We start from the raw sequence: 25,718 nt of genomic DNA on the forward strand, positions 1-25,718 counted from the left end.
ATCCTCGCTACTGTTGGAAGGTTACAGATTAACGGTTACAGGTTGACCATATGCATGAGCGTGGACAGCTCACTGCCACCAATAATGCGGTACTGGCCCGGCTTGAGGCGCCCGGCCTTAATATTCGCAAACTGAATACGCACCAGCTCCAGCACCGGGTGGCCTACCTCGCCCATCATGCGGCGCACCAGGCGATTGCGCCCCTCATGCAAGGTGAGCTCCACAATCGAATTGCGCGGCTGGGACTCACGCAACACGAACTTATCCACCTTCGCCGGACCGTCTTTCAGGGTAATCCCCTTTTCCAGGACTTTCCCCAGTCCGCGAGTGACCTGGCCATCGACCCGCGCCACGTAGGTCTTTTGAATCTCGTAGGAGGGATGGGTGAGGCGGTGGGTGAGCTCGCCGTTATTGGAGAGCAGAATCAGCCCCTCGGTATCTTCGTCGAGGCGGCCCACGTGGTACAGGCGCTCCGGGCGATCTTCCACGTACTGCGCCAAAGAGGGCCGGCCCATCTCATCTTCCATGGTGGAGACAACCCCCGGCGGCTTGTACAGAGCAATCGTGATGTCGTCCTGCTTGGTGGCAATCGGCATCCCATCGACGTGAATAACGTCGGTTTCCGGATCCACCTTCGTTCCCAGAGTGCGAACAATATTACCGTTAACGCTCACGCGTCCCTGCTCGATGAGGACCTCGCTGTGGCGCCGTGAGGCGACCCCCGCGTTCGCCATCACTTTCTGCAAACGTTCTTTCATCGAATTTCCTTCTCTACTTCTTCCAGCTCGGTATTATCCGGCAAATAGGGCGCTAGCGGCGGAAGTTCCTCCAGGGAGTTCATTCCCATTTCCTCCAGGAAATAGTCGGTTGTTCCCCAGAGCGTCGCTCCCGTTGTCTCCGTTTGACCGCGCGGTTCAATGAGTCCGCGGGTCGCTAAAGTTCGTACGACGCCGTCTACCGAAACGCCTCGCACCGCCGCCACCTGGGCACGAGAGATGGGCTGCTGATAGGCAATCACGGCGAGGGTTTCCAGCGCGGCGGTGGATAGTTTACCCGAATGTGCTCGGGTGACGTGGGCGGAGATCACATCGGCGTACATGGGATTGGTGTACATACGCCAACCGCCCGCCACTTCGCGCACAGTTATACCGCGCCCGCCGCTCGCCTCGTAGTCATCATGCAGGGCGCGCACTTCCCTATCGGCCTCAGCCTCGGTCAGTCCGGTGGCGGTAGCGAGTTCGCCAATCGTTACCGGCTGGGCGGAAATAAAAAGAATTGCTTCAATGGCTCCCCGATTATTATCCATCGCGCTTTAAACCTTGCCTCTTATCATTCCTGGTCTTTCCCCGCCTCAGTATCCGGAGCGGTAGCGGCGGCGTCGTCGAACTCCCCCGAAAGTGGACTCCCGGTATCTTCCTCCAGGGTGGCACGGATAACCAGCGCCTCCAGCGGGGCTGACTGGTAGACCGCGACGGCGCGACGGCGAATAAGCTCGAGCACCGCCAAAAAACGTGACACCACGGTAGGTGAGTTCGGAGCATCCTCGCACAGCTCGGCGAAGGTCGACTCCCCCACATGCGCGAGGCGACGCTCCAAAAAATTCACCTGGGAGGCAACCGCAACTACCGGATCGTGCAGGTGGGTGATTTCGACCACCGGCTCTTCGGGCTGGCGCAAAAGCGCTTGCACGGCGAGCATGGCGAGTTCCTGGACGGTGAGGGTGAGCTTGGCGGGCGGGACGCTGCTCGCGTAGGGCTCCTCCAGCGGAACATCGCGGCCCACCGCCTTGCCGGAGTTCTCCAGGCGAACCGCGAAATCCGCCGCAACATCCTTATAAGCCCGGTACTGCAGCAGCTTCGCGAAAAGCAGATCGCGTTGCTCAATCAGCTCCCAGTCTTCTTCCTCGCTTTCCTCGCGCGGAAGGAGACGGGCAATTTTCAGGTCCAGCAAGGTGGCCGCCACTACCAAAAACTCCGAAGCGGCCGATAAATCAAATTCGTCTTGCTGGCGAATGAAAGCGATGAACTCGTCGGTGACCTGCCCCAGCGCCACTTCGGTGAGGTCGAGGTTTCGCTTGGAAACGAGGTCTAAAAGTACCGAAAAGGGGCCCGAAAATACATCCAGGCTTACCTTGAACTCCGGATTATCCGTCACTGCCCGCCTCGCGCTCTAGGCGCATTGGCCGCGCGCGATCACCTCGCGCGCCAGCTTGCGATAGGCCACCGCTCCCGGATGGCTGGGGGCGTAATCGGTAATTGGCTGGGCGGCGATAGTGGCATCCGGGAATTTCACCGTGCGGGCAATGTAGGTGTTGTAGACGCTCTTGCCAAAGCCCTCGCGTACCGAGCGCATCACGTCACGCGAGTGAAGCGTGCGCTTGTCCACCATGGTGAGGAGGACGCCGTCAATTTGCAGGCGGGGATTGAGGCGATCTTGCACGCGCTCAATTTGCTGCACCAGCAGGGCCACCCCGCGCATGGCGAAGTACTCCGCCTCCAGCGGGATAATGACGCCGTGAGCGGCCGTCAGCGCATTGACCGTGAGCAGGCCGAGCGAAGGCTGGCAATCAATAATAATGAGGTCGTATTCGTCAAGAACCGGCCGGAGCACGCGGGTCAGGGCCTGCTCGCGCGCCACTTCGTTAATGAGCACAATTTCGGCGGCAGAAAGGTCAATATTTGCCGGTACCACATCAAGGTTCGGCACGTCCGTGTGCTGAATGATTTGGCTGATATCCGGCTTATTGGCGATGAGCTCATCGTAGATAGTGCGTTCCAGAGCGCGGGCATTAATACCCAGGCCGGCGGAAGCCGCTCCCTGCGGATCAAAATCCACAACCAGCACGCGCCTGCCGTAGCCGGCTAGGGCCGCGGCAAGGTTAATCGTGGTGGTGGTTTTACCCACCCCGCCCTTCTGGTTAGACATGGCAATAATCCGAGCCGGTCCGTGTGATTCCAACGGTTCGGGCTCCGGGAAATCCACGGAATCAGGCTGGTCGAATAGCGCATCTTGTTCGGTCACCCCTCTAGGTTACCGAACCTTTGCGTTGAGGGTGCAGCTAGCGCGCCCGCGGGTGGGAACTAGCGTAAACTTCGCGCAAATGCTCCCGGGATACCGCGGTGTAAATCTGCGTGGTGGTGACCGAAGAATGGCCGAGCATTTCCTGCACCGCCCGCACATCCGCTCCGCCTTCCAGCAAATGCGTGGCGAAGGTGTGGCGTAGCGAATGCGGGGAAATATGATCGCGTAAGCCCGCTCTTTTCGCCGCGTTCTGAATAATTCCCCACGCGCTTTGCCGCGTGAGCGGGTTGCCGCGCTTATTCAAAAACAGCGCTGCCGTGCCTGTCCCTTTCGCCGCCATTTCGGGGCGGGCGCGTACCCGATAGGCCTCGACGGCCTCCAGGGCGAAAGATCCGAGCGGCACAACGCGTTCCTTGCGTCCCTTTCCAAACAGACGGACGGTTTTTGTTTCGACGTCGACGTCGTCGCCAGTGAGTGCAACCGCCTCAGAGATCCGGGCGCCCGTACCGTACAGCAACTCGAGGAGGGCGCGGTCACGCAAGGCCACCGCGTCACCCTTCGCTCCCGCCGCTTCAATCAGGGCGGTAACTTCCGCAACGCTCAAGGCGGTGGGTAGCCGGCGCGGCAGTTTTGGCGGGCGCACATCCGCGGCGGGATTTTCCGGCGTCATCCCCTCCTCAAAAGCGAACTTATGGAAGGCGCGCACCGCGGTAACCGCCCGGGCCGCCGAGGATCTTGCGTACTCACGCAAAGCTTCCGGAAAAGACGCAACATCCTCACGGGAAACCTCTCGCAAATTCGTTACCCCGCGCTGGGCCAGGTGATCCAGATACTTTTGCAGATCACGCCGATAGGCACCCACCGTATTACGCGAAAGCGCGCGCTCCACGCTGAGGTGGGCAATATATTCGCGCACCGAACGCTCCAGCGGAACCGACTGAAAATTCTCTGCCATCCCGGCTAGTTTACGATCTTGCGGCTACGCTCCCAAGCGAAATACCCATGAGCGCCGCGCCCGATACACGTAGACTGGACCTCATAGTGCGGAGTTTTTCGTTTTATCCAAACAATCATCAATGAGGAGATTTTGAATGGCTAACTTTGAGTGGTCCGATGCCGATCAGCGCGCGGTCGATTCGAGCCGCGCACTTGCGGCGGACGCCGTCCAGAAAGTTGGAAATGGCCATCCCGGCACCGCGATGTCGCTAGCCCCCGCCGCCTACGTGCTTTATCAGCGGATCATGGATTTTGATCCCGCGGATACCGAGTGGATCGGGCGGGATCGTTTTATTCTTTCCGCCGGCCACAGCTCGCTCACCCAGTACCTGCAGTTGTTCTTGGCGGGAATCGATATTGAGCTTGAGGACCTCAAGCAACTTCGTACCTTCGGTTCGAAGACTCCCGGACATCCCGAGTACGGCCGCACCAAGGGCGTAGAGATGAGCACCGGCCCGCTTGGCCAGGGCGTTGCCACCGCCGTCGGCTTCGCGATGGCTTCCCGGCGCGCGCACGGGCTTTACGATCCCACCGCGCCAGCGGGCGAATCGATTTTCGACCATTTCGTGTACGTGATCGCCGGGGACGGCGATATGCAGGAAGGCGTTTCGGGCGAGGCAGCCTCGCTGGCTGGCACCCAGGAACTGGGCAACCTCATCGTTATTTACGATGACAACCGCATTTCCATTGAGGATGACACTTCGATTGCTTTCGGCGAGGATGTTCTGGCTCGCTACGAGGCCTACGGCTGGCACACCCAGCACGTGAACTGGATTGGCGAAGATGGCTACAAGGAAGATCCCGAGGCGCTCTACAACGCGCTTCTGGAGGCGAAGAAGGTGACGGACAAGCCGTCCATTATTAAGCTCTCCACCATTATTGCCTGGCCGGCACCCACCAAGCAGGGCACCGGCGCCTCGCACGGATCGGCTCTCGGCGAGGAAGAAATCCGCGCCACCAAGGAAATCCTCGGGCTGGACCCGAATCTGGATTTCCAGATCGACGACGCCGTTCTTGCCCACGCCCGCGAAAATGCCGCGGCGCGCGGCAAGGCCGCACACGAGGCCTGGAACGCGAAGTTCACCGCTTGGCAGAAGGCGAACCCGGAGGGCGCCGAGCTTCTGGAGCGGGTGCGAGCACATCAGCTTCCCGCCGGCTGGGAAGAAAAGCTTCCCCGCTGGGAGGTCGGCTCGAAGGGTATCGCCACCCGCGCCGCCTCCGGAGAGGTGCTCAACTCACTAAAGGACGTGCTTCCCGAGCTGTGGGGCGGCTCTGCCGATTTGGCGGGGTCGAATAACACCACCATGAAGGGCGAGCCCTCGTTCCTACCCGAGCGTCGCGGCTCGAAGATGTTCCCGGGTAACCCGTATGGACGCACCCTGCACTTCGGTATTCGGGAATTCGCCATGGGCGCGATCCTCAACGGCATTCAGCTCGACGGGCTCACCCGCCCCTACGGCGGCACTTTCTTCGTGTTCTCCGACTACATGCGCCCGGCGGTGCGCCTGGCCGCAATTCAGGGTGTTCCCACGATTTTCGTGTGGACACACGATTCGGTGGGCGTTGGCGAGGACGGCCCCACCCATCAGCCCATCGAGCACCTGTGGGCCATGCGCGCGATTCCGCACACGGCAATCGTTCGCCCCGCGGACGCCAACGAGACCGCGGCCGCCTGGCGCGCCGCCCTCGAGTTGCACGACGGCGGACCGATCGGCCTGGTGCTGACCCGCCAGGGCTTGCCGATTTTGGAAGGCACGGATAGCGAGGGTGTGAAGCGGGGCGGCTACGTGCTGGCCGAATCTCCCACCGGCTCGGTAGACGTGCAGCTTCTGGCCACTGGCTCCGAAGTTTCGGTGGCCGTTGAGGCACAAAAGCAACTGGCTGAAAAGGGCGTTGGCGCACGGGTTATCTCCCTCCCCTGCCTCGAATGGTTCAACCAGCAGCCGCTGGAGTACCGCGACTCCGTGATCCTTCCCGAGGTAGGGGCTCGCGTTTCGGTGGAAGCCGGATCGGTACTGGGATGGAAGAACTACGTGGGCGATGCCGGCCGAAGTGTTGGAATTGACGAATTCGGTGAATCGGCTTCCGGTGGCGAGGTGATGGAGCACTTCCATATCAACGCGCAAACCGTTGCCGAGAAGGCTCTCGAGAGCATCGAGGCCGCGCGCGGCTAAGGCGGCAACTCGCGCCCGCTTCCGAGTAAGATAGGCGCGGACGAAACCACAGACCGAGACCCGAGCGGATTTCGCCCGGGTCTCGGCTACTTTTAAGGAACTATGACGACTAACCCATTGCGTGCACTTACGGACCGGCGTTTGCAGAGAATCGCCGGCCCCTGCGGCATTGTGCTTTTCGGTATCACCGGCGACCTCGCCAAGCGCAAGATCCTGCCGGCACTTTACGACCTCACCAACCGCGGCCTACTCCCGCCGTCGTTCTCCATTGTGGGCGTGGCACGGCGAGATATTGACGTGCGGAGCGCGGTTGAACAATCCGTGCGCGAGGGCGCAAAAACACCGGTTTCGGACACCGCACTCAAGCAGCTCCTGGATGGAGTTTCGCTAATTGTTGGCGGCTACGACGATCCGGAAATGTATCGCGCACTGGCGCAGCATTTGCGTGGGCTTGATGAAACGCGGGGTACCGGCGGAAACTTCGCCTTCTACCTGTCGATTCCCCCGCGTCTATTCCCGGTGGTTACCGAGGGGCTGGCGGGCGCCGACCTGAACCGGGGCGAGAACGGGAGCTGGCGGCGCGTGGTGATTGAAAAGCCCTTCGGGCGCGATCTCGCCTCCGCACGCGAACTCGACGAAACAGTGCGGGCCGTGTTCCCCGAAAGCTCGGTGTTCCGCATTGACCACTACCTCGGCAAAGAAACCGTGCAGAATATTATGGCGTTGCGCTTTGCCAACGAGCTGTACGAGCCGATTTGGAACTCCGCGCACGTCGACCACGTGCAAATCACCATGGCGGAGGACATAGGTATTGGTTCGCGCGCCGGATATTACGACGGTATTGGAGCCACCCGTGACGTCATTCAAAACCACCTGCTCCAGCTCCTCGCACTCACCGCTATGGAAGAGCCGGTGGCCTTCACCGCCGATGCCGTGCGCGCCGAAAAGGAAAAGGTGCTCAAGGCAACCCACCTCTTTGGCCCGGCAGAGACGAATTCGGTGCGCGCGCAGTACGCCGGCGGCTGGCAGGGCGGAGAGCGGGTCAAGGCGTACCGCGAAGAAGACGGCATACCTGCCGATTCGATTACCGACACTTACGGCGCGATGGCGCTGGGTGTGGAAACGCGACGCTGGGCCGGGGTGCCGTTCTATCTGCGCACCGGAAAGCGGCTGGGCCGGAGGGTTTCCGAAATCGCGATCGTTTTTAAGCGCCCGCCGTTCTTGCCGTTTGATGATATTTCTGGACTCGGGCAAAATACCCTGGTGATCCGGGTGCAACCCAACGAAGGCACCACGTTTAAGTTCGGCTCGAAGGTGCCGGGGTCAGAAATGCGCCTGCGCGACGTCACCATGGATTTTGCCTATGGCCACGCTTTTACCGAATACACCCCCGAAGCCTACGAGCGGCTCATTTTGGATGTTCTCCTTGGCGAACCGCCGCTATTCCCCCAGTGGCGCGAGGTAGAAGAATCCTGGCGCATTATCGATCAGGTCGAAAACTATTGGGAAAGCGCCCCGGAGACTCTTGAGACCTATCACCCGGGCACCTGGGGGCCGGCGGGTGCCGATGCAATGCTCGCTGCAAATGGCCACGTGTGGCGGCGCCCCTAGCGAAAACTTCTGGGAGAAAAATGATTACTCATATGACGAATACTACGGCGGCTAAGGTCGGCTCTCGCCTTGACGAGCTACGCGGCACCGCCGGATCCGGTGCTCTTGGCCGGGTTTTGACGCTGATTATTTTGGCGGAAACCGAGGGCGGCGTTCGCGACGCGCTCTCAGCCGCGGCCGGGGCCTCCCGCGCGCATCCGGCGCGGATTATTGTGCTCCTGAGAGCCGGCGGAAAACCGGAAGCCGCGGAGAGCGGTGAAGATCGGGCGTCCTCGCGGCTTGACGCGGAGATTCGTACCGGATCGGAAGCGGGGGCTTCGGAAATTGTTATTTTGCGGACCGTGGGAGACGCCGGCACCAATGCCGAAACGCTCGTTACGCCGCTCCTCCTTCCGGACGCGCCGATTGTTTCCTGGTGGATACAAAAAGCTCCGGATAATCCCGCCGCAACCGAGATTGGAAAAATGGCGCAGCGCCGGATTACAACCAGCCGTACCGCCGATGATCCGCTCCGAATGCTGAGCAACCTCCGCGAGGCCTACCAACCCGGAGATACCGACCTGGCGTGGGCAGGAATCACTCTCTGGCGCAACCATATCGCCGCCATGGTCGACGAATTCGCGCACCAGGCGGATACCGAGGAACTGATTACCGGCGGCGTGGTAGACGGAAATCCAAATAATGCCTCGACGTACCTCATGGTGGCGTGGTTGCGGCTCCTTAGTGGGGCAGACATTACGCTGACGCCGGGGCGCGGAAGCGCAATTAATTCAGTGACGCTTAGCTTGCGCGGACCGGGCGAGATTAGCCTGCGCCGCTCACCCGGATCAGATTTCGCAGTGATGCACCGCCCGGGCCGTCACGACCAGGAAGTTTCGCTTCCCCGCCGAAGCATCGAAGCGATGTTAATTGAGGATCTGCGCGATCTTAATCCCGACCCCGCGTATGCGGCGGTACTTCAGAGCGCCTACTTCAACAACTGATCGAAAACATTTTTTCAATATGCTTTTCCTTGATTCGTGTACTGCGGAGAGTAGAATCATCCTCATAACGCAATTAACTGAATAGTCATAACGATTCGGCAGGGCAATTAATATGTCAAAAATAAGCCGGGTAACGGCAAAAATACTATCGGGAGTTGGTGCTCTGATTCTCGTAGCCGCTCCCGTAGCCATGGCGTCAGTGCAGTATCCCGCTGAGGGTGGTATATGGGAGTACGGTAAAAGGGGCTTCGGCAAAGCTTATTCTTACTATACCGTCAATAGAACACATGGGTCATCAATCGCAAATGCCAATGACACTAAATTGCTATTTCGCTCCACTAACACCGTGGCCGGTAAGAAGTCAATAGCGGAATATCAAGGCCGTACGCCCTGGCAGAATTTTCATTACCATTACAGGGTCTCGTAGCCGTTAGTTTCAAGCTCCTATGAGAAACCTACTACGCGTTTTAGGGGTTGCTACGGCCATAATTGGTTGTCTTTTCGCGGGCGTTTCGGTCGTCCACGAACAGGAGGATTTTCCTCCGGGAACCAATTTTAACTTTGGGCTGATTACTGAAGGTGCTCAGCTCGAAAAAACAACCATCGTTTCACACATCTCTGAACTCGCCGTCAGACTAGGTACGCCAATTTTTAAGAACGCACCCAGCTTTATAGACGGTGATGCCAACGTGGACGTCATTTACTTTCCGGCATCGGGGATCCAACTCCAAGGTAGGGTGCCCTGGTTGTCGGCCGTTGACGGCCAGTACGTGGCTCCGGAGGATATCGGTACTCGAACGCTAACGGGTAGTTACGCGATTCAGTCCGCTGGCGGGCAGGAACGAATAATCCGGGACTGGGCTGAGGAAACCGGACTCGAACTCACCGGTTTCGATCGTCTGAGTCCGGTACACACCTCATCCCAACTTGTTCGGAGCGGAATAGGATATGCGCTCGGCACGCTCATCCTCCTCGCGCTTTCGTCTTGTCTGTTTATATTCGCGCGTCGACGCACCGCGCGAAAGGTATTACTAACCTCAGGCGTTGCTCGGTGGCGTATTCACTACCATGACGTATGGGAAGTCTGGCGAACCTTTTCGTTTGCCGCGCTCTTTACCTACGCACTCATTGTGTTAGCTTGCCTGGTATGGGGCTGGACTAGGACCGATCCCTTTGTTTGGCGCAGTTTTACCCAGTTGCTCGCATTACTTGCGATTTGCCTGGTAGTGACGGTAGCGGCGTCGCGGCTCGCTCTACCCCGGATTCGCGATGCTGGTATTCGCACCACGGTACCCGATCGGCGCCTCAATCTGGGAGCTGGAGTAGCGCGCGCCTTGGGACTCGTCTTGATCGTATTCATGTTGCCACTCAGCATCTACAGTGCGACTCTCGCGCACGCCAACGAGGAGCAACTACAGCAATGGACGCGGGCGCAGGATGCGGTGCGCCTTCAGATCTCCGCATCAATTGATTCCAGCGCGGCGCAAGAAGCGTATATATCGGCAGCGAGTGAGTTTCTTTCGACTAGCGCACAGGAAAATTTACCGGCATTTTCGGCGGTAATTGATCAACTCATGGATATTCCTGTGCCCGACGGGTACGACCACATCATCCTGGCGGACCGTAACTACATAAACCTCATGGGAATTACGGTATCTGACCTCGCTCTGGTGAATGTCGATTCATCCACCCGCGATGCCCTTTCCACACTCGCTACTAACGGTGCGGGAATCTCCGCTCATTACTATTCTTGGAACAACGAAGATGCTTTTCCCGCTATCGGTCCATCCCTTTTGGATGCGAGCAACACCGTAAAAACCAGTAATCCACTCATCGTAGTTCTGGAGAATCCCTATCAAGAACTAGATCAGCTCGGAGCGCTTGGATCTTTTCTTGTCAACGGGCAGGTTATCTTTAGCAACCCGGATAAAGTACTAGAGCTTGCTACGAAAAGCGGCTTCTCTTCATTTATTCTCGGAGTAGATAACGTGACGGACGCTTTTGCCGCAGAGGCGCAGTTTCAACGGATACTTAAGATTTCAGGAGTCCTCGCTACTTTCATCGCGGCGGCAACCGTGGGGTTAATGCTTTTCGTTGCGGCCTTAAACTGGGGAAACAGTAACCCGGAGCAAATTTTTGCGCTATATACTGCCGGGTCTCCGCGGCATCACATAGTGCGGACGCGCATCCGGAAAGAATTTGCGTTGGCGGTGATAGCGTGCGCAATTGGCGCTACCCTCGCCGTAATGCAGTTGGATAATCTTCTCTACGCGGGGACGATCGTAGCCCTCGTTTTGCTCGTATACATGGGCGGTACCTATTGGACTCACCTTCACGTTGTCCGAGCTATCTCACTAAAAACTATTCACCGCACCTGAAGTTGTAGGAAACTATGTCTATTATCACACGCGATTTACGTATGGAGATCACGGGCCGAACCATTTTTAGCGATGTCAACGTGTCTGTTTCCTCAGGCCAAATTACCGCTCTCGTGGGTCCTTCTGGGAGCGGCAAAACTACGTTGCTGAATATCTTAGGGTTGCTTCTGCGCCCGACGGCTGGATTAGTGGAGATCGACGGCGAAGACGCCACCGGATGGAAAGAAAACAAAATTCAGCGATTTTGGCGAGAGAAAGCTGCCTTTATCTACCAAGACGCGGGGATCATCCCCGGCCGTACAGTCGCTTATAACGTAAATCTTCGTGGCCCGAACATTTTCGGGCGCTTTCCGAACCCAGATCATGACACCCTACGCGCGCTCGAGGCAGTAGGAATGCAGAGCCGTATACAGGAAGACGTTACGGTGCTTTCAGGCGGCGAAAAGCAACGTGTTGGCATTGCGCGGGCGCTTTATCGCCAAGCGCGGTACATCTACGCAGATGAGCCAACCGCATCGCTAGATGCGGCCAATCGCGCCCAGGTCATTTCATTGCTCGAAGAAGCGGCACGAGCTGGAAGCGCCGTTATCGTGGCTACCCACGACGAGCACCTTATGGAACACTGCCAACTACTCGTGCATGTCGGCTAAATTTTAGGGCAAGCGAGTTACGTGATTTTAGCCGAACTTGACGATCAAGCCGATAAGAACCACGGAGATGAGCCAGACGATGCCCAGCCCCACGGTAATACGGTTAAGATTCCGTTCGGCCACGCCCGATGAACGCATCGAGGTGGAGATTCCTCCACCGAACATTTCGGAAATTCCGCCGCCCTTACCCTTGTGGAGCAGAATCGAGAGCGTCAAAAGAATGCTCGTCAGAAGCAGAAGTGCCTCGCAAACGTAAAGCAGAACGGTCACGCCGTGGTTCCTTTCAATATGTTCCTGCGGCCATACATAGCGTCAGGTCGGAGCCATGATGATGCACGCGCAGAAAAGCGACGTTATTTAGTTTAGCCGAAGAGCGCGGATAGGTAAGAAACCCATCCGCGCTCTTGGTCACTGTTGACTTAGGCCGCCTGGTACGTGACAATCTTGGCGAAATCTTCAGCCTTGAGGCTGGCTCCGCCGACCAGTGCGCCGTCGACGTCAGGCTGGGACATAATGTCCGCCACGTTCGCCGGCTTCACGGATCCACCGTACTGAATGCGAACCGCTTCGGCAGTAGCATCGTCGAAAAGCTCGCCGATGCGCTGGCGAATAGCTCCGCACACCTCCTGGGCGTCTTCCGGGGTTGCTACCTCGCCAGTGCCGATGGCCCAGATGGGCTCATAGGCGATAACCGACTTCGCAACCTCTTCGGCGGAAAGCCCGGCGAGCATTGCGTCGATCTGGCCGACCACGTACTCCACCTGCTTGCCTTCCCTGCGCACCTCGAGCGCTTCGCCGCAGCACATGATCGGGGTGAGGCCGGCATCAAGCGCCTTCTTGGCCTTCTCCCCCACCAACTCGTTGGATTCGCCGTGGTATTCACGCCGCTCCGAGTGGCCCACTACGACGTACCTGCAACCAAGCTTGGTCAGCATTGTCGTCGAAATGTCACCCGTGTACGCACCCTCGTCGTGGGTTGAAACGTCCTGAGCGCCGTACTTGATCTTCAGCCCGTCAGACTCGCACAGGGTCTGGATCGAACGAAGATCGGTGAACGGAGGCAGAACAACAACCTCTACCTTCGAGAAGTCATGCTTGACGTCCTCGAGCGTCCAAGCGAGTTTCTGAACCAGGTGGGTAGCCTCGAGATGATCGAGGTTCATCTTCCAGTTACCCGCCATAATCGGGGTACGTGCCATTACTAATCCTCCAGAACTGCGATACCGGGGAGAGTCTTGCCCTCGAGGAACTCGAGGGAAGCGCCGCCACCGGTCGAAATGTGGTTGAACTTGGACTCATCGAAGCCGAGCGTGCGCACGGCCGCCGCGGAGTCACCGCCACCAACGATCGTGAAACCCTCGGCATCCTGCATGGCTTGAGCCACGGCCTTGGTTCCCTCAGCGAAGTCCTCAATCTCGAAGACGCCCATCGGGCCGTTCCAGACGATGGTCTTGGAGCTGGCGATCACCTCGGCGAAGTCTTCACCGGTTTCCGGCCCGATGTCCAGGCCCGCTTCGGTCGCGGGAATATCGTTCGCGGAAACAATCGAGGAGGAAATGCCGGCTTCCGGCTTCTCCGCCACCACGACATCCACCGGGAGGTGAAGCTCAACGCCCTTGGCCGAGGCCTCTTCAATATACTTACGAGCGGTCTCGATCTGGTCATCTTCAACCAACGAGTTACCGATTTCCAGGCCCTTGGCGCGCAGGAAGGTGAAGGCCATTCCGCCGCCAATGAGGAGCTTGTCAGCCTTCTCGAGCAGGTTCTCGATCACGCCGATCTTGTCGGAAACCTTCGAACCGCCGAGCACCACGGTGTAGGGGCGCTCCGGATTCTCGGTGGCCTTGGAGAGGGAGTCGATTTCCTTAAAGACGAGCTCGCCGGCTGCCGAAGGCAGAAGCGTTGCGACGTCGTAATCGGAAGCCTGCGCGCGGTGAACCACGCCGAAGCCATCGGAAACGAAGACGTCCGCCAGCGAAGCGTATTCCTTGGCGAGCTCCTGGCGCTCTTCCTCCACCTTGGAGGTTTCGCGAGCGTCGAAACGAACGTTTTCCAGGAGAACGACGTCGCCGTTGTTCATAGCCTCGACCTTGGCATGGGCATCCTCACCCACGGTGTCGCCGGCGAGCACAACATCCTTGCCCAGTAGCTCACCAAGGCGCTTGGCCACGGGAGCTAGCGAGTAATCCGGGTTGACCTTGCCCTTCGGACGGCCGAGATGGGCCATCACGATCACCTTGGCGTCGGCGTCAAGCAGGCGCTTGAGGGTCGGGAGAGCGGCGCGAATACGGCCGTCGTCAGTGATGTTCTTATCGCCGTCGAGCGGGACGTTAAAGTCCGAGCGAACCAAAACCTTCTTGCCGGCGAGATCGCCGAGCGAATCAATAGTCCTCAATTTTCGTCCTAACTAAGCGTTACTTCTTTTTCTTCTAAGCAAAGGTGCCCGTGCGCACGAATCTCGCACGCACGGGCACCTTCTCACTTCATGAAACTGTTACCTGAGGTCAGTCTTTAGAGGCTCTTGGCAACGATGTCGGTGAGCTTGACGAGCGAGACGGCGTAGCCGTACTCGTTGTCGTACCAGGAAACAACCTTGACGAGGTCGCCGAGAACCTTGGTCAGCGAAGCGTCGAAGATCGACTGGTGCGGATCGTTGACGATGTCCGTCGAAACAATCGGATCCTCGGTGTACTTCAGGGTGCCCTTGAGCTCTCCCTCAGCCGCTTCCTTCATCGCCGCGTTGATCTCTTCAGCGGTGATGTCTTCCTTCTCCGACTGGAAGGTGAGGTCGGTCAACGAGCCGGTGATAACCGGAACGCGAACGGCGTAGCCGTCGAACTTGCCCTTCAGCTCGGGGATGACCTTCGCGACGGCCTTGGCGGCGCCGGTCGTGGTCGGGATGATGTTCTGAGCGGCGGCGCGCGCACGACGCAGGTCCTTGTGCGGCGCATCCTGCAGGTTCTGATCCGCGGTGTAAGCGTGGATCGTGGTCATAAGACCCTTCTTGATACCGAACTTCTCCTGGAGAACCTTCGCCACCGGGGCGAGGCAGTTGGTGGTGCAGGAGGCGTCCGAGATCAGGTTGTGCTTCTCCGGATCGTATTCGGAGTCGTTCACACCAATAACGAAGGTGCCGTCCTCATCCTTGCCGGGGGCCGAAAGCAGGACCTTCTTGGCGCCAGCCTGGATGTGCTTTTCCATGCCCTCGCGAGTACGGAACTTACCGGTGGACTCGATAACAACCTCGACGCCGAGGTCCTTCCACGGAAGGTTGGCGGGATCCTTCTCGCCGAATACCTTCACTGCGTTACCGTTGATCGAGAAGCCTTCTTCAGTAACCTCAACTTCGCCGGGGAAGTGGCCGCCGACGGTGTCGTACTTGAGCAGGTGCGCAAGCGTCTTGACGTCGGTGAGGTCGTTCACGGCGACGATCTCGAAACCGAGGTCGAGGCCTTCCTTGTAAACGGCGCGAACGAAGTCACGACCGATACGACCAAAACCGTTAATACCAACGCGTACAGTCACTTATTTTCCTCCTCACGCGCTTCCGCGCGTATCGTCGATTCCCGCCCGATTAGCGGGGGTTCGGCCGGGATTATCTCCCGTATCCGCAATCAATTTTACCGGTTTTAGAAGGCCAGGCTTGGGCCTTCGCCCGACGCGAGTGCGACCTTTCGCACAACGGCCCTCAAAAAGCCGCGATTCCGCGCCCTTAGTCCCGTTATGCCGGGGGCGAATCGAAACCGGATACGGCTATAAATCTTCTCCCTGGGCCACATCTTCCGTAGTTGGTATGCCCAATTCAACGGCCTTTTTATCGGCCAACGCGTTGAGGCGCCGTAACCGGCCCGCCACCGCATCTTTCGTGGCCGGGGGGTCTAGGCGCTCCCCCAACATGGCCAAGGAATCACTCGGATATTCCACTCGCGCCATACCCGCTTGGCGGAGATTCTCCGGCACCTCGTTTCCGAGGATCTCGAAGGCGCGCTCCACCCGGAGCACTGCCACCACCGCAGCGTTGGCGCTACGGCGCATATTGGCGTCGTCGAAATTGGCCAGGCGATTAACCGTGCCTTGCACTTCGCGTTCAACACGTAGCTCTTCCCAGCGCAACACCGCATCGTGGGCGCCCATGCGCGTGAGCATATCGGAGATACCCTCCCCGCCCCGGATGTCTACTCGCTGAGCTCCGCGCGCTTCACGCACCCGGTAGGTAATATCCAGGCGGCGCGCCAGGCCGCCAAGCGCATAAGCGGCCTCCAGACGCGGGCACACCACTTCCAATGAGGCGTTTCTTCCCGGTTCCATTAGCGAACCTCGGGCTAGAAAGGCTCCGCGCCAGGCAGCCGCAGCATCAGCCTTTGAACCTCCCACAATAAATGTTGCCATTCCCGCCACGGGCCGCCCGCGCGAATCGAGCAAACCGAGTTTGTGGGAAAGCCGCTCGCGCGGATCAGCGATCATAATTCGGTAGTGGGTGCCCTGCTTCATTTGCGATGACACCTGCGTTACCTCGGGCTCCGCCCCCAAAAGCTGCTCCGCCAGGGCGCACAGCCGACGCGCCGTTGGCTCGTGGCTGAGCTCGCATAAAATACCGAGCTGTCCATGCTGGGCCACAAATCCCCCGCCAAAGCGGAAGAGCGCGGACAGTTCCGCGATAGCGGCGGAGCGGGACGCCGGGTTCACTTTGGCAAGTTCATCTTTAACCGGCAAACTCAGAGCGGGCAATTCCAACCTTCACTTTCTCCTGTGCTCACGCGATATGGCGCGTGAGCACAGTGCGTACTCTCGGCACTTACACGCCGTGCTTACTCAACGTCTCCGACGGTTCCTTCGAAAGCATCGCGATAGGCTGCGGCCAGCCGCAAAGCGTCATGCAGCGCGTGATTCTCGGTCATTCTAACCTGGCGGAGCATGAGGGCAGCTCCCAGCTCATTGGCAATAGAGTCCATCCCGTCCAGGTCATCAATGGAACCCGGATCGGCAATAATCACGTCCAGGCTTACGTCCGGTGCGTGCTCGTGGAAAGAGCGAACATGGTCTGCCGGGCTCATCCCCTTGGTTTCCCACTCCGTGCCAAGATTCAGCGCCATAACTTTACGTGCCTTGGTTTGCACCAGAGCCTCGTGCAACTGCGGAACCATAAGATGCGGGATCACCGAGGTATACCAGGAGCCCGGGCCAAAAACTACCCATTCGGCATCGCGAATGGCCTCCACCGCCTCGGGTTGAGCAGGAGGATTTTCCGGAATGAGCTCCACGTGCTTGACGCGGCCACGCGCGGTAGCCACCGCCACCTGCCCTCGGTACTTCCGCAGGGTGCCATCTTCTTCCACATCCGCTTCAATTTCCAGCGGAATTGGGGACATTGGCACTACCCGGCCCTTAATTCGTAGCAAATCGCCCACCCAATCCAGGCCGGCGACCACGTCTCCCAATTGCTCCCACATAGTGACAATGAGGAGATTACCCAGCGCGTGCCCATTCATTGGCCCGTCGCTGGTAAAACGATGTTGCAGCACATCACGCCAGGTTTGGCCCCACTCCCCGTCATCGCACAGCGCGGAGAGGGCCATGCGCAAGTCACCGGGCGGAATGGTATTGAATTCCTGCCGCAGGCGGCCCGAACTACCGCCGTCGTCGGCAACGGTGACGATCGCGGTGATGTTCTGAGTTATGAGGCGTAGCGCGGAGAGGGTTGCGAAAAGCCCGTGACCGCCGCCCAGAGCCGCGACGTGCGGCCCACGGCTTCCGCGATGAAGACTCATTATTCTCGCCCCAAATCTCTATGTATTGTGCGCACCGACTGCCCCGCCTGGCGCAGACGCTCGGAAATAGCTTCCGCAATCGCCACCGATCGGTGTTTACCCCCGGTGCACCCAATTGCGATGGTGGTGAAAGGCTTGAGCTCACGCGAATACCCGCTGAGAATACTCGCCATAAGTTCCGAGTATTTATTCACGAATTCCCGCGCTCCCTCCTGCTCCAACACGAAGTCGGAGACCGGCTTATCGTGGCCGGTGAGGTGGCGTAGCTCGGAGACCCAGTAGGGATTGGGAAGGAAGCGAACATCTGCCACATTGTCGGCATCCAGCGGCAGGCCGTATTTAAAACCGAAGGACATGACGGTAACGCGGACGTCATCCTGGGTACCATCGCCCACCAGGCGCCGGACTTTTCGCGCCAAGTCATGCACCGAAAGGCCGGTGGTTTCAATAACCGAATCGGCGCGATTACGCAGATCTGCCAGTAGCTGGCGCTCCTTGCTAATGCCATCCATAAGGCGTCCGTGTGGTTCGAGGGGATGTGGACGACGCACGGTCTCGAATCGCTGCACGAGCTCATCATCAGAGGCATCGAGGAAAATAATGCGATAGTCAATACCCGCCTGGCGGACCGTATCTAGCTGGCCCACGAGTTCCTTGAAGAACTCCCGGGAACGCACGTCGACGACGACGGCGAGGCGCTGCACTCCGCCGTCGGGCGACATTAACCCAACCATGGGTTTGAGCAGGCGCGGGGGAAGATTGTCCACCACGTACCACCCGAGATCCTCGAGCGTATTGGCCGCCCGAGTTCGACCCGCGCCAGACATACCGGTTACCACAATGATTTCCGGAACTTTCGCCGGGGGTAATTGGGCCTCTATATCCGCCTGCGGCACGACCTTGGGGATCCGCGAGGTGTCGTTGATATCGCTCATAGATTCATCATGCCACACGGGTCCGACGCCGTTAGCGCTCCGCGGGAGCCGCGCCCGCGCCAGTCTCCTGCGCGGCCAGCGCCGGGTCCGCGCTAGAGCCGCGCTCGGCTGGCGCCAAAAAGCTGAAAATCTCTTGCGCGAGTTTCGGCCCAATGCCGGGGACCTCCTGTAGCTCCTCGAGGCTAGCGGCGCGGATCCGCCTCACAGAACCCATCTGCTTGAGCAGGATCTTTTGTTTAGCCGGCCCCAGTCCGGGGATTTTGTCGAGCACCGAGCGGGTCATCGCCTGGCCGCGCTTCTTGCGGTGGAAAGTAATAGCGAAGCGGTGGGACTCATCGCGCACCTGCTGTAGCAAACGCAGAGCGGCGGAGCTTCGCGGGAAAATAACCGGGTACTCCTCCCCCGGCACCCACACTTCTTCGAGGCGCTTCGCCAGTCCAATCACCTGCACATTAGCGCCCGATTCGTCGACCACGCGCTGGGCGGCATTGACCTGCGGCAGGCCGCCATCCACCACCAGCAAATCTGGCCGATAAGCAAACTTTTGCGGCGCCGCGGAGCCGGTCAGGTCTTCATCCACCGCCCGCGCGGCCGCGATCTGCGCGTCTTCCTCGCCTCCGGCATCGTTTCCGTGCGCGCCTTCTCCCAGGCGGCGCAAGCGGCGGCTCAGCACCTCGTCCATCGCCGCGGTATCGTCCGGAACCCCGTGTCCATCCGGCCCGCGCACAATAAAGTGGCGGTAATCGGAGGTTTTCTTCAGTCCATCTTCGAAAACCACCATGGAGCCAACCTGCTGGTTGCCCTGGGTATGCGAAATGTCGTAGCCCTCAATGCGGAGCGGGGCGCGCTCCAGATCCAAACCTTCGCGCAGTTCCTCCAGCGCCTGCGAGCGCACGGTAATATCCGCCGCTCGCGCCAACTTATTGCGGTCAAAGGCCTGTTTGGCGTTGGCGTGCACGGTAGCGGCAAGCTGGGCTTTCGGGCCCCGCTGCGGTTTCTTCAGATGTACTGGCCCGCCCCGGCGCTCAGCTAGCCAGCGCTCAATACCGGCTCGATCTGAGGGGAACACCGGCACCCAGATTTCGGAGGGAATGGCTCCGGCCGGAACGTGCGCACGGTCGTCTACCGCGTGCGGCGCCTCCACCCGGCGATCACCGAAGGTCCCCACGCCCCGGTAGGCGTCATATTCAGCGTCGCCGTATACCTGCAAAAGTAGCTGGTTAATAACGTCGGAAGGATTGGTGCCGTCGGTTTCGGTAACCCATCCTCGCTGACCGCGAATGCGCCCGCCACGGATATAAAAGACCTGCACCGAAGCGTCGATTTCGTCGGCTTCCAAGCCAATAACGTCCGCATTGAGATTGCCGTCAAAAACCACCACATTGCGTTCGGTCGCGGTTTTCAGGGCACTGATTTCATCGCGCAGGCGCGCCGCCCGTTCAAATTCCAACTCGGCGGAGGCCTGCTTCATTTCTGCGGTTTTTTGCCGCACTAGCGCACTTCCATCCGAGTCCATAAAGCGGATGAATTCTTCGGCCGCAGCGCGGTTTTCTTTTTTCGTCACGAGATTTGCGCAGGCGCCGTTGCACAAACCGATATGGGTATTAAAACAGGGCTTGCCGGTGCGTTGCCCGCGCCGAAAATCGGCATCCGTGCAGGAGCGCATCCCGAAAATCGGTAGCAAGGAATCGAGGGTTTTACGAATCGCCCAGACCTTCGTATACGGCCCGAAGTACACATTGCCTTTGCGATGCTTTTCGCGGGTGATATATGCGCGCGGATATTCTTCGCGCATGGAAACCGCGAGGTAGGGATAAGACTTATTATCCCGAAACATCACGTTAAAAGGCGGCTCGAGCTGCTTAATCCAGGTGTATTCAAGCGTCAGCGCCTCGACTTCGGAGCCGACCACCACCCACACCACGCGGTTCGCGGTGAACACCATTTTCCGGATGCGCGGAATCAGCGTTTCCGGTGGCTGGAAATAGTTCTGTAGCCGGTTTCGCAGGTTCTTCGCCTTCCCCACGTAGAGCACTCGCCCCTCCGGGTCGAGGAATCTATACACCCCCGGGTCGGTGGGGATATCCGACGTTTTGGGCCGGTAACTTTGCGGATCAGCCACGCGTCTCCTTCCTCACTTTTCCGTTGTGCGCGTTATTGCGGGGCGCCCCGCCGGCGCGATGCACGACGCCGTTGCGCGACACCGTCGTGCATCACGAGCCTAAGAATCTGAACGCAAAATGGGCGCTAAATATTGCCCGGTATACGATTCCTTCACCTTAGCCACGTCCTCCGGCGTGCCCTCGGCAACGATGGTACCGCCTCCGGCACCGCCCTCCGGCCCGAGGTCAATCACCCAATCCGCGCTCTTAATGACGTCGAGGTTGTGCTCAATCACGATCACGGTATTGCCCTGATCCACCAGGCCTTCCAGCACCAGGAGCAGTTTGCGAATATCTTCGAAATGCAGTCCGGTGGTCGGTTCGTCAAGGATATACACGCTTTTACCGCGATTGCGTCGATGCAGTTCCGAGGCGAGCTTCACACGTTGGGCTTCCCCGCCCGAAAGCGTGGTAGCGCTTTGCCCCAGGCGCACGTAACCCAGCCCCACGCGCTCCAAAGTTGCCAGGTAGCGGGTGATCTTCTGGATCGGATCGAAGAACTCCAGCGCCTCGCTAATCGTCATATCGAGGACCTGCGAAACATTTTTACCCTTGTAGTGAACCTCGAGGGTTTCGCGGTTATAGCGAGCTCCGTGGCAGACCTCGCAGGGCACATACACATCGGGCAGGAAGTTCATCTCAATCTTGATTGTGCCGTCGCCCTTGCAGGCTTCGCAACGCCCGCCCTTGACGTTGAAGGAGAAGCGCCCCGCGGTGTATCCGCGCACTTTGGCTTCCTGGGTCTGGGCAAAAAGCTCACGCACCTTATCCCACACCCCGGTATAGGTAGCGGGATTGGAGCGCGGGCTGCGGCCAATTGGCGACTGATCCACGTGCACCACTTTTTCCAGCTCCTCCGCGCCGGTTACCGAGCTGTGCCGGCCCACCACGGTATGCGCGCGATTGAGCTGGTTCGCTAGCGACTGGTAGAGAATCTGATTGACCAAGGTGGACTTTCCGGAGCCGGAAACCCCGGTCACCGCGGTAAGAACGCCAATAGGGAACTTAGCCTCAATGTTCTTGAGGTTGTTCTCCCGCGCACCCTTAACGACGATCTGGTTTTTCTTGAGCACCTTGCGGCGCTTTTCCGGCACCGCAATGGCGCGCCGGCCGGCCAGGTAATCGCCGGTTACGGAGTTCTTTGCCTCCAGCAACCCGGCCACCGGACCGGAATAAACGATCTCTCCGCCCTTTTCTCCGGCACCCGGCCCTACATCCACCACCCAGTCCGCGGCGCGGATTGTATCTTCGTCGTGTTCTACCACCAGCAGCGTATTGCCGAGGTCCCGCAGCTTTTTAAGCGTTGCCAGCAGGCGATCGTTATCCTTCTGATGCAGACCAATTGACGGCTCGTCGAGCACGTAAAGCACGCCCACCAGCCCGGAACCAATTTGCGTGGCGAGCCGGATGCGTTGCGCCTCGCCGCCCGAGAGCGTAGAGGCCCCGCGCGCCAAGGTGAGATACGAAAGCCCCACATCCACCAGGAATCCCAGCCGCAACTGAACCTCGCGTAACACCTGCGCGGCGATCTGGGCCTGGAAGGAATCAAGCTCCACGTGGTCGAGGTAGTTCTTGGCATCGTCAATTGCCAGCGAGCAGAGCTCGTGAATATTTAGCTCGCCAATGCGCACTGCCAGCACTTCCGGCTTGAGGCGCGCGCCATGGCAAACCGAGCAGGCCACCTCCCGCATATATCCCTCGTAACGGTTACGGGTCCAATCCGATTCGGTTTCATCGTGCTTACGCATCACGTAGCGGCGCACGCCTTCAAAGCCGGTGGAGTATTCGCGCATGCGACCCCAGCGATTGCGGTAGCGCACCTGGACCTTGAAGTTCGCCCCGTCGAGGAGCGCGTTGCGCGCCTTTTTGAGCAAATCCTTCCAGGGCGTATCGACGTCGAAGCCGAGGTCCTCACCCAGCGCCTCCATTTGCCGGGTGAAGAAATCCTGGTGGCTGGTCCACGGCGCAATGGCGCCCTCGCGGAGGGTTTTTTCCGTATCCGGCACCACGAGGTCTTCCGCCACCTGGAGTTTCGAGCCGATGCCGTCGCATTCGGGGCAGGCTCCGTAGGGCGCGTTGAACGAAAACGTCCGCGGCTCGATTTCCTCCAGTGCCAGTTCGTGGCCGTTCGGGCAGGAGCGCTTTTCGGAAAAACGGCGGGTTTTGTGCGGGTCGCTATCCTCCAGGTCCACGAACACCACCAGAAGGATTCCCTTCGCGAGGCCGAGTGCCTGCTCTACCGAGTCCGTGAGGCGGGTGCGAATTCCTTCGCGCACCACCAGGCGATCGACGACGACGTCGACGTCGTGGCGCAGTTTTTTATCCAGCTTGGGGGGATTATCAAGGCGAATATCCTCCGAATCAACCCGCGCGCGGGTATAGCCGGCCTGGGCGAGCTCGGCGAAAACATCCGAGTATTCTCCCTTGCGCCCGCGCACTACCGGCGCCAGCACCATAAAACGGGTGCCTTCCTCGTACTCGAGCAGGGTATCGACGATTTGCTCGGCGCTCTGCGCTTGGATCCGCGCTCCGCACTCCGGGCAATGTTGCACCCCAGCGCGGGCAAAGAGCAAGCGCAAATAATCGTAAACCTCGGTGACCGTGCCGACGGTGGAGCGCGGATTACGATTAGTGGATTTTTGGTCGATCGCGACGGCTGGCGAAAGGCCCTCGATCATATCGACGTCTGGCTTATCCATCTGGCCCAAGAACATACGGGCGTATGAGCTCAGAGATTCCACGTAGCGGCGCTGGCCCTCGGCAAAAATCGTATCGAAAGCGAGCGATGATTTGCCCGACCCGGAAAGACCGGTGAATACAACCATCTTGTCTCGAGGAATATCGAGAGAGATATTTTTTAGGTTATTTTCGCGGGCGCCTCGCACCTGGATAATGTCACTCACTCGGGCAAGTTTACTGTTTTGAACAGGTGTTCGAAAGGACTTTCGCCGCCAGCTAGCGCGCGGCGGGACTATCGCTGGTAGTGTTCCCTGCGTTATGAGGAATAAAATTTCATGGCGCCCGGACCCGCTGGTGACGGGAATTTTTCTGGCGCTGGTTGCAGGGCTACTAATTCACGCCCCGGAGGCTCCCCGCCGGGTTCTCGAGGTCGGCGCGGATTTGGCCGTCGCCACGGTCTTCTTTGTTTACGGAATGCGCCTGCGCACCACCGATGTGCTTCGCGGGCTACGCAATGTGAAGCTACAGGGCTTGGTTTTAGCCGCTACCTACATCGTATTCCCGGTAGTTGGCTTCGCACTCGGAAAGATCACCGCGTCGCTCCTGGGGAGCGATTTTGCGCTCGGTTTCCTTTATCTCTCGCTATTGCCGTCCACGATTCAATCCTCCGTCACCATGGTGTCCATCGCGCGCGGAAACGTGGCCGCCGCGGTCACTTCCGCCACGATTTCCAACACGCTCGGAATGTTCCTCACCCCACTATTGGTTTTGGGATTCCTGCACGTCGAAGGCGCCTCGGGGGGCGGCTTTACCTCGGTGCTTCTCAAGCTCCTGCTTCCTTTTATTCTCGGCCAGTGTCTGCAGCCCTGGGTGGGAAACTGGTGGCGCGCTCATCCTCGCCTGGTGCGAACCGTGGACAACACCTCGATTATCCTCATCGTCTTTTCCTCAGTTCTCAACGCCACCGCCGAAGGCGCCTGGGCCGCCGTCACCCTCGGCACAATTTTTGCGTTGCTTGGGCTGTGCGCGATGATGCTCGCGGCGATGTTGGGTATCACCTGGTGGGTGGCCGGACTCGCCGGCTTGAATCGCGAGGACCGCATCGTGGTGCTGATGTGTGGCTCAAAAAAGTCTTTGGCCACCGGTCTCCCGATGGCCAAAGCGCTCTTTCCTCCCGCAACCGTGGCACCGCTTTCGGTGCCAATCGTGGTTTTCCACCAGTTGCAGATTTTCGTTTGCGCGATTATCGCCCGCCGGCTCGCACAGAGTGGAGAAGCTTAGGCCTCGCCAGCTGCGGCGTCGTCGTTACCAACCCGCCGCGCCCGCAGAAGCGAGGCGACCACGGTGACCAAAAGCACCGCGAGAATGACAATCAGCGAGGTGGCCGGGCCCACCGCGGGGATCGCGGTGAGCAGGCCGTAGGCGTGGAAGGCTTCCACAAAGAGCTTGAGGCCAATGAAGCCGAGGATTACCGCTAGGCCGTAATGCAGATACGCGAGCCGCTCCAGCAAGCCGTCGATCAGGAAGAAGATCTGCCGCAGGCCCATAAGCGAGAAGGCATTGGCCGCGAAAATAATGTAGGGCTCCTTGGTAATTCCGAAGGAGGCGGGGATTGAATCCAGGGCGAACATGAAGTCCGCGGCGCCAATGGCCACAATGCACAGGAAGTACGGCGTCATATGGCGCTTGCCGTCGATTTTTACGAAGGAGTGATCGCGGTGATAGGTGTCGGCGACGGGGAACAGCTTGCGGGCGAAACGCACCACGCCGTTCTCCTTGTATTCCTTTTCTTCGCCGGTTTCCACGCCCTCGCGGATTTGGCCGATGGCCGTGTAAATGAGGAACGCACCGAAGAGGAAGAAGACCCACGCGAAACGCGAGACGATTGCCGCGCCGAGAAGAATGAAGGTCAGGCGCAGGACCATCGCGATAATAATTCCCCAGAACAGTACCTTTTGCTGCAGGATTCTGGGCACCGCGAAGGAAGACATAATAATAATGAAGACGAAAATATTGTCGATGGAAAGCGACTCTTCGAGGGCGTAAGTAGAGAAGTATTCAAGACCGAATAGCCCGCCGTGCTGCCACCACAGGTAGCTGCCGAAAATGAGCGACATCGTGACGTAGAAGAAGAACCAGAAGGCGGCTTCCTTCATGGTCGGTTCGTGCGGGGTGCGAATATGGCTAATGAGGTCAAATGCCAGCAACCCCAGCACCACGACGCTGAGCACAATCCACTCCCAGGGGTGAACAGACATTTGTGCAGCTTGCGCCGAAGTCAAGGTTAGGACAGACGAATTCACAATGATTCCTCCGGTAGAGCGTTAGAAACCGGAGGTCTCTTTCCACCCGCAGAATCGC

General features: G+C 59.0%; 22 protein-coding genes. 7 read left to right on the forward strand and 15 right to left on the reverse strand.

What is annotated here, in order from left to right:
• Window positions 1-35: 35 nt before the first annotated feature.
• The 5 genes from BN2664_RS02665 to xerD are packed head-to-tail and all read right to left on the reverse strand — an operon-like array spanning window position 36 to window position 3,976.
• A complete protein-coding gene (locus tag BN2664_RS02665) occupies window positions 36-758 on the reverse strand; it encodes a pseudouridine synthase (protein ID WP_007001762.1) in 723 nt (240 codons plus the stop codon).
• Window positions 755-1,306 carry an SMC-Scp complex subunit ScpB gene (gene scpB, locus BN2664_RS02670; RefSeq protein WP_007001761.1) on the reverse strand — a complete coding sequence of 184 codons (552 nt, stop codon included), beginning with the start codon at window positions 1,304-1,306 and terminating at the stop codon, window positions 755-757. The genes BN2664_RS02665 and scpB overlap by 4 nt, the downstream gene beginning before the upstream one ends.
• Window positions 1,307-1,329: 23 nt before the next feature.
• On the reverse strand, window positions 1,330-2,154 hold the full coding sequence (locus tag BN2664_RS02675) for a segregation and condensation protein A (protein WP_058120611.1): 825 nt from the start codon (window positions 2,152-2,154) through the stop codon (window positions 1,330-1,332).
• Between the two features lie 15 nt (window positions 2,155-2,169).
• Window positions 2,170-3,021: a ParA family protein gene (locus tag BN2664_RS02680; protein WP_007001759.1), complete on the reverse strand. Its 852-nt coding sequence runs from the start codon at window positions 3,019-3,021 to the stop codon at window positions 2,170-2,172.
• Between the two features lie 37 nt (window positions 3,022-3,058).
• Window positions 3,059-3,976 carry a site-specific tyrosine recombinase XerD gene (gene xerD / locus BN2664_RS02685; protein WP_007001758.1) on the reverse strand — a complete coding sequence of 306 codons (918 nt, stop codon included), beginning with the start codon at window positions 3,974-3,976 and terminating at the stop codon, window positions 3,059-3,061.
• 136 nt (window positions 3,977-4,112) lie between these two features.
• Here xerD and tkt point away from each other — a divergent pair, with 136 nt between their 5' ends.
• The 6 genes from tkt (at window position 4,113) to BN2664_RS02710 (ending at window position 11,813) form a co-directional block, all read left to right on the forward strand.
• Window positions 4,113-6,191, forward strand: a complete 2,079-nt coding sequence (gene tkt, locus BN2664_RS02690; protein WP_007001757.1) for a transketolase — start codon at window positions 4,113-4,115, stop codon at window positions 6,189-6,191.
• 102 nt (window positions 6,192-6,293) lie between these two features.
• Window positions 6,294-7,802, forward strand: a complete 1,509-nt coding sequence (zwf, locus tag BN2664_RS02695; RefSeq protein WP_007001756.1) for a glucose-6-phosphate dehydrogenase — start codon at window positions 6,294-6,296, stop codon at window positions 7,800-7,802.
• Between the two features lie 32 nt (window positions 7,803-7,834).
• The gene (locus BN2664_RS02700) at window positions 7,835-8,785 is read left to right on the forward strand and encodes a glucose-6-phosphate dehydrogenase assembly protein OpcA (protein ID WP_231723437.1); all 951 of its coding nucleotides are present in this window, start codon (window positions 7,835-7,837) and stop codon (window positions 8,783-8,785) included.
• Between the two features lie 190 nt (window positions 8,786-8,975).
• On the forward strand, window positions 8,976-9,212 hold the full coding sequence (locus BN2664_RS09515; RefSeq protein WP_081586585.1) for a lactococcin 972 family bacteriocin: 237 nt from the start codon (window positions 8,976-8,978) through the stop codon (window positions 9,210-9,212).
• 19 nt (window positions 9,213-9,231) lie between these two features.
• Window positions 9,232-11,163 carry a hypothetical protein gene (locus tag BN2664_RS02705; protein ID WP_007001753.1) on the forward strand — a complete coding sequence of 644 codons (1,932 nt, stop codon included), beginning with the start codon at window positions 9,232-9,234 and terminating at the stop codon, window positions 11,161-11,163.
• 41 nt (window positions 11,164-11,204) lie between these two features.
• Entirely contained in the window at window positions 11,205-11,813 is a 609-nt protein-coding gene (locus BN2664_RS02710) for an ABC transporter ATP-binding protein (protein WP_197408639.1), read from the forward strand.
• Between the two features lie 27 nt (window positions 11,814-11,840).
• Here the strand turns inward: BN2664_RS02710 and secG are convergent, their stop codons facing one another.
• The 9 genes from secG to uvrA form a co-directional block, all read right to left on the reverse strand.
• Window positions 11,841-12,083, reverse strand: coding sequence for a preprotein translocase subunit SecG (gene secG / locus BN2664_RS02715; protein ID WP_007001751.1), 243 nt, complete (start codon window positions 12,081-12,083; stop codon window positions 11,841-11,843).
• 149 nt (window positions 12,084-12,232) lie between these two features.
• Complete coding sequence (tpiA, locus tag BN2664_RS02720) at window positions 12,233-13,012, reverse strand: triose-phosphate isomerase (RefSeq protein WP_007001750.1); 780 nt, start codon at window positions 13,010-13,012, stop codon at window positions 12,233-12,235.
• 2 nt (window positions 13,013-13,014) lie between these two features.
• The gene (locus BN2664_RS02725; protein WP_007001749.1) at window positions 13,015-14,208 is read right to left on the reverse strand and encodes a phosphoglycerate kinase; all 1,194 of its coding nucleotides are present in this window, start codon (window positions 14,206-14,208) and stop codon (window positions 13,015-13,017) included.
• Window positions 14,209-14,324: 116 nt separating this feature from the next.
• Window positions 14,325-15,338 (reverse strand): type I glyceraldehyde-3-phosphate dehydrogenase, encoded by a 1,014-nt coding sequence (gene gap, locus BN2664_RS02730; protein ID WP_007001748.1) that lies wholly within the window; start codon window positions 15,336-15,338, stop codon window positions 14,325-14,327.
• Window positions 15,339-15,566: 228 nt separating this feature from the next.
• Window positions 15,567-16,547: a DNA-binding protein WhiA gene (whiA, locus tag BN2664_RS02735; protein WP_007001747.1), complete on the reverse strand. Its 981-nt coding sequence runs from the start codon at window positions 16,545-16,547 to the stop codon at window positions 15,567-15,569.
• Window positions 16,548-16,621: 74 nt separating this feature from the next.
• Entirely contained in the window at window positions 16,622-17,581 is a 960-nt protein-coding gene (locus BN2664_RS02740; protein ID WP_007001746.1) for a gluconeogenesis factor YvcK family protein, read from the reverse strand.
• Window positions 17,581-18,516 (reverse strand): RNase adapter RapZ, encoded by a 936-nt coding sequence (rapZ, locus tag BN2664_RS02745; protein WP_007001745.1) that lies wholly within the window; start codon window positions 18,514-18,516, stop codon window positions 17,581-17,583. Before rapZ ends, BN2664_RS02740 begins: the two co-directional genes overlap by 1 nt.
• 31 nt (window positions 18,517-18,547) lie before the next feature.
• Window positions 18,548-20,638: an excinuclease ABC subunit UvrC gene (uvrC, locus tag BN2664_RS02750; RefSeq protein ID WP_007001744.1), complete on the reverse strand. Its 2,091-nt coding sequence runs from the start codon at window positions 20,636-20,638 to the stop codon at window positions 18,548-18,550.
• Window positions 20,639-20,737: 99 nt separating this feature from the next.
• Complete coding sequence (gene uvrA / locus BN2664_RS02755; RefSeq protein ID WP_007001743.1) at window positions 20,738-23,581, reverse strand: excinuclease ABC subunit UvrA; 2,844 nt, start codon at window positions 23,579-23,581, stop codon at window positions 20,738-20,740.
• A 94-nt stretch (window positions 23,582-23,675) separates the two neighbouring features.
• Between uvrA and BN2664_RS02760 the strand changes: the two genes are divergently transcribed.
• Window positions 23,676-24,638, forward strand: coding sequence for a bile acid:sodium symporter family protein (locus BN2664_RS02760; RefSeq protein WP_007001742.1), 963 nt, complete (start codon window positions 23,676-23,678; stop codon window positions 24,636-24,638).
• Here BN2664_RS02760 and BN2664_RS02765 read toward each other — a convergent pair.
• Window positions 24,635-25,660 (reverse strand): TerC family protein, encoded by a 1,026-nt coding sequence (locus BN2664_RS02765; protein ID WP_007001741.1) that lies wholly within the window; start codon window positions 25,658-25,660, stop codon window positions 24,635-24,637. The two genes, BN2664_RS02760 and BN2664_RS02765, sit on opposite strands and share 4 nt — an antisense overlap.
• Window positions 25,661-25,718: the final 58 nt, after the last annotated feature.

The organism is Actinobaculum massiliense (genome assembly GCF_001457435.1).
In the GTDB taxonomy this organism is placed as follows: domain Bacteria; phylum Actinomycetota; class Actinomycetes; order Actinomycetales; family Actinomycetaceae; genus Actinobaculum; species Actinobaculum massiliense.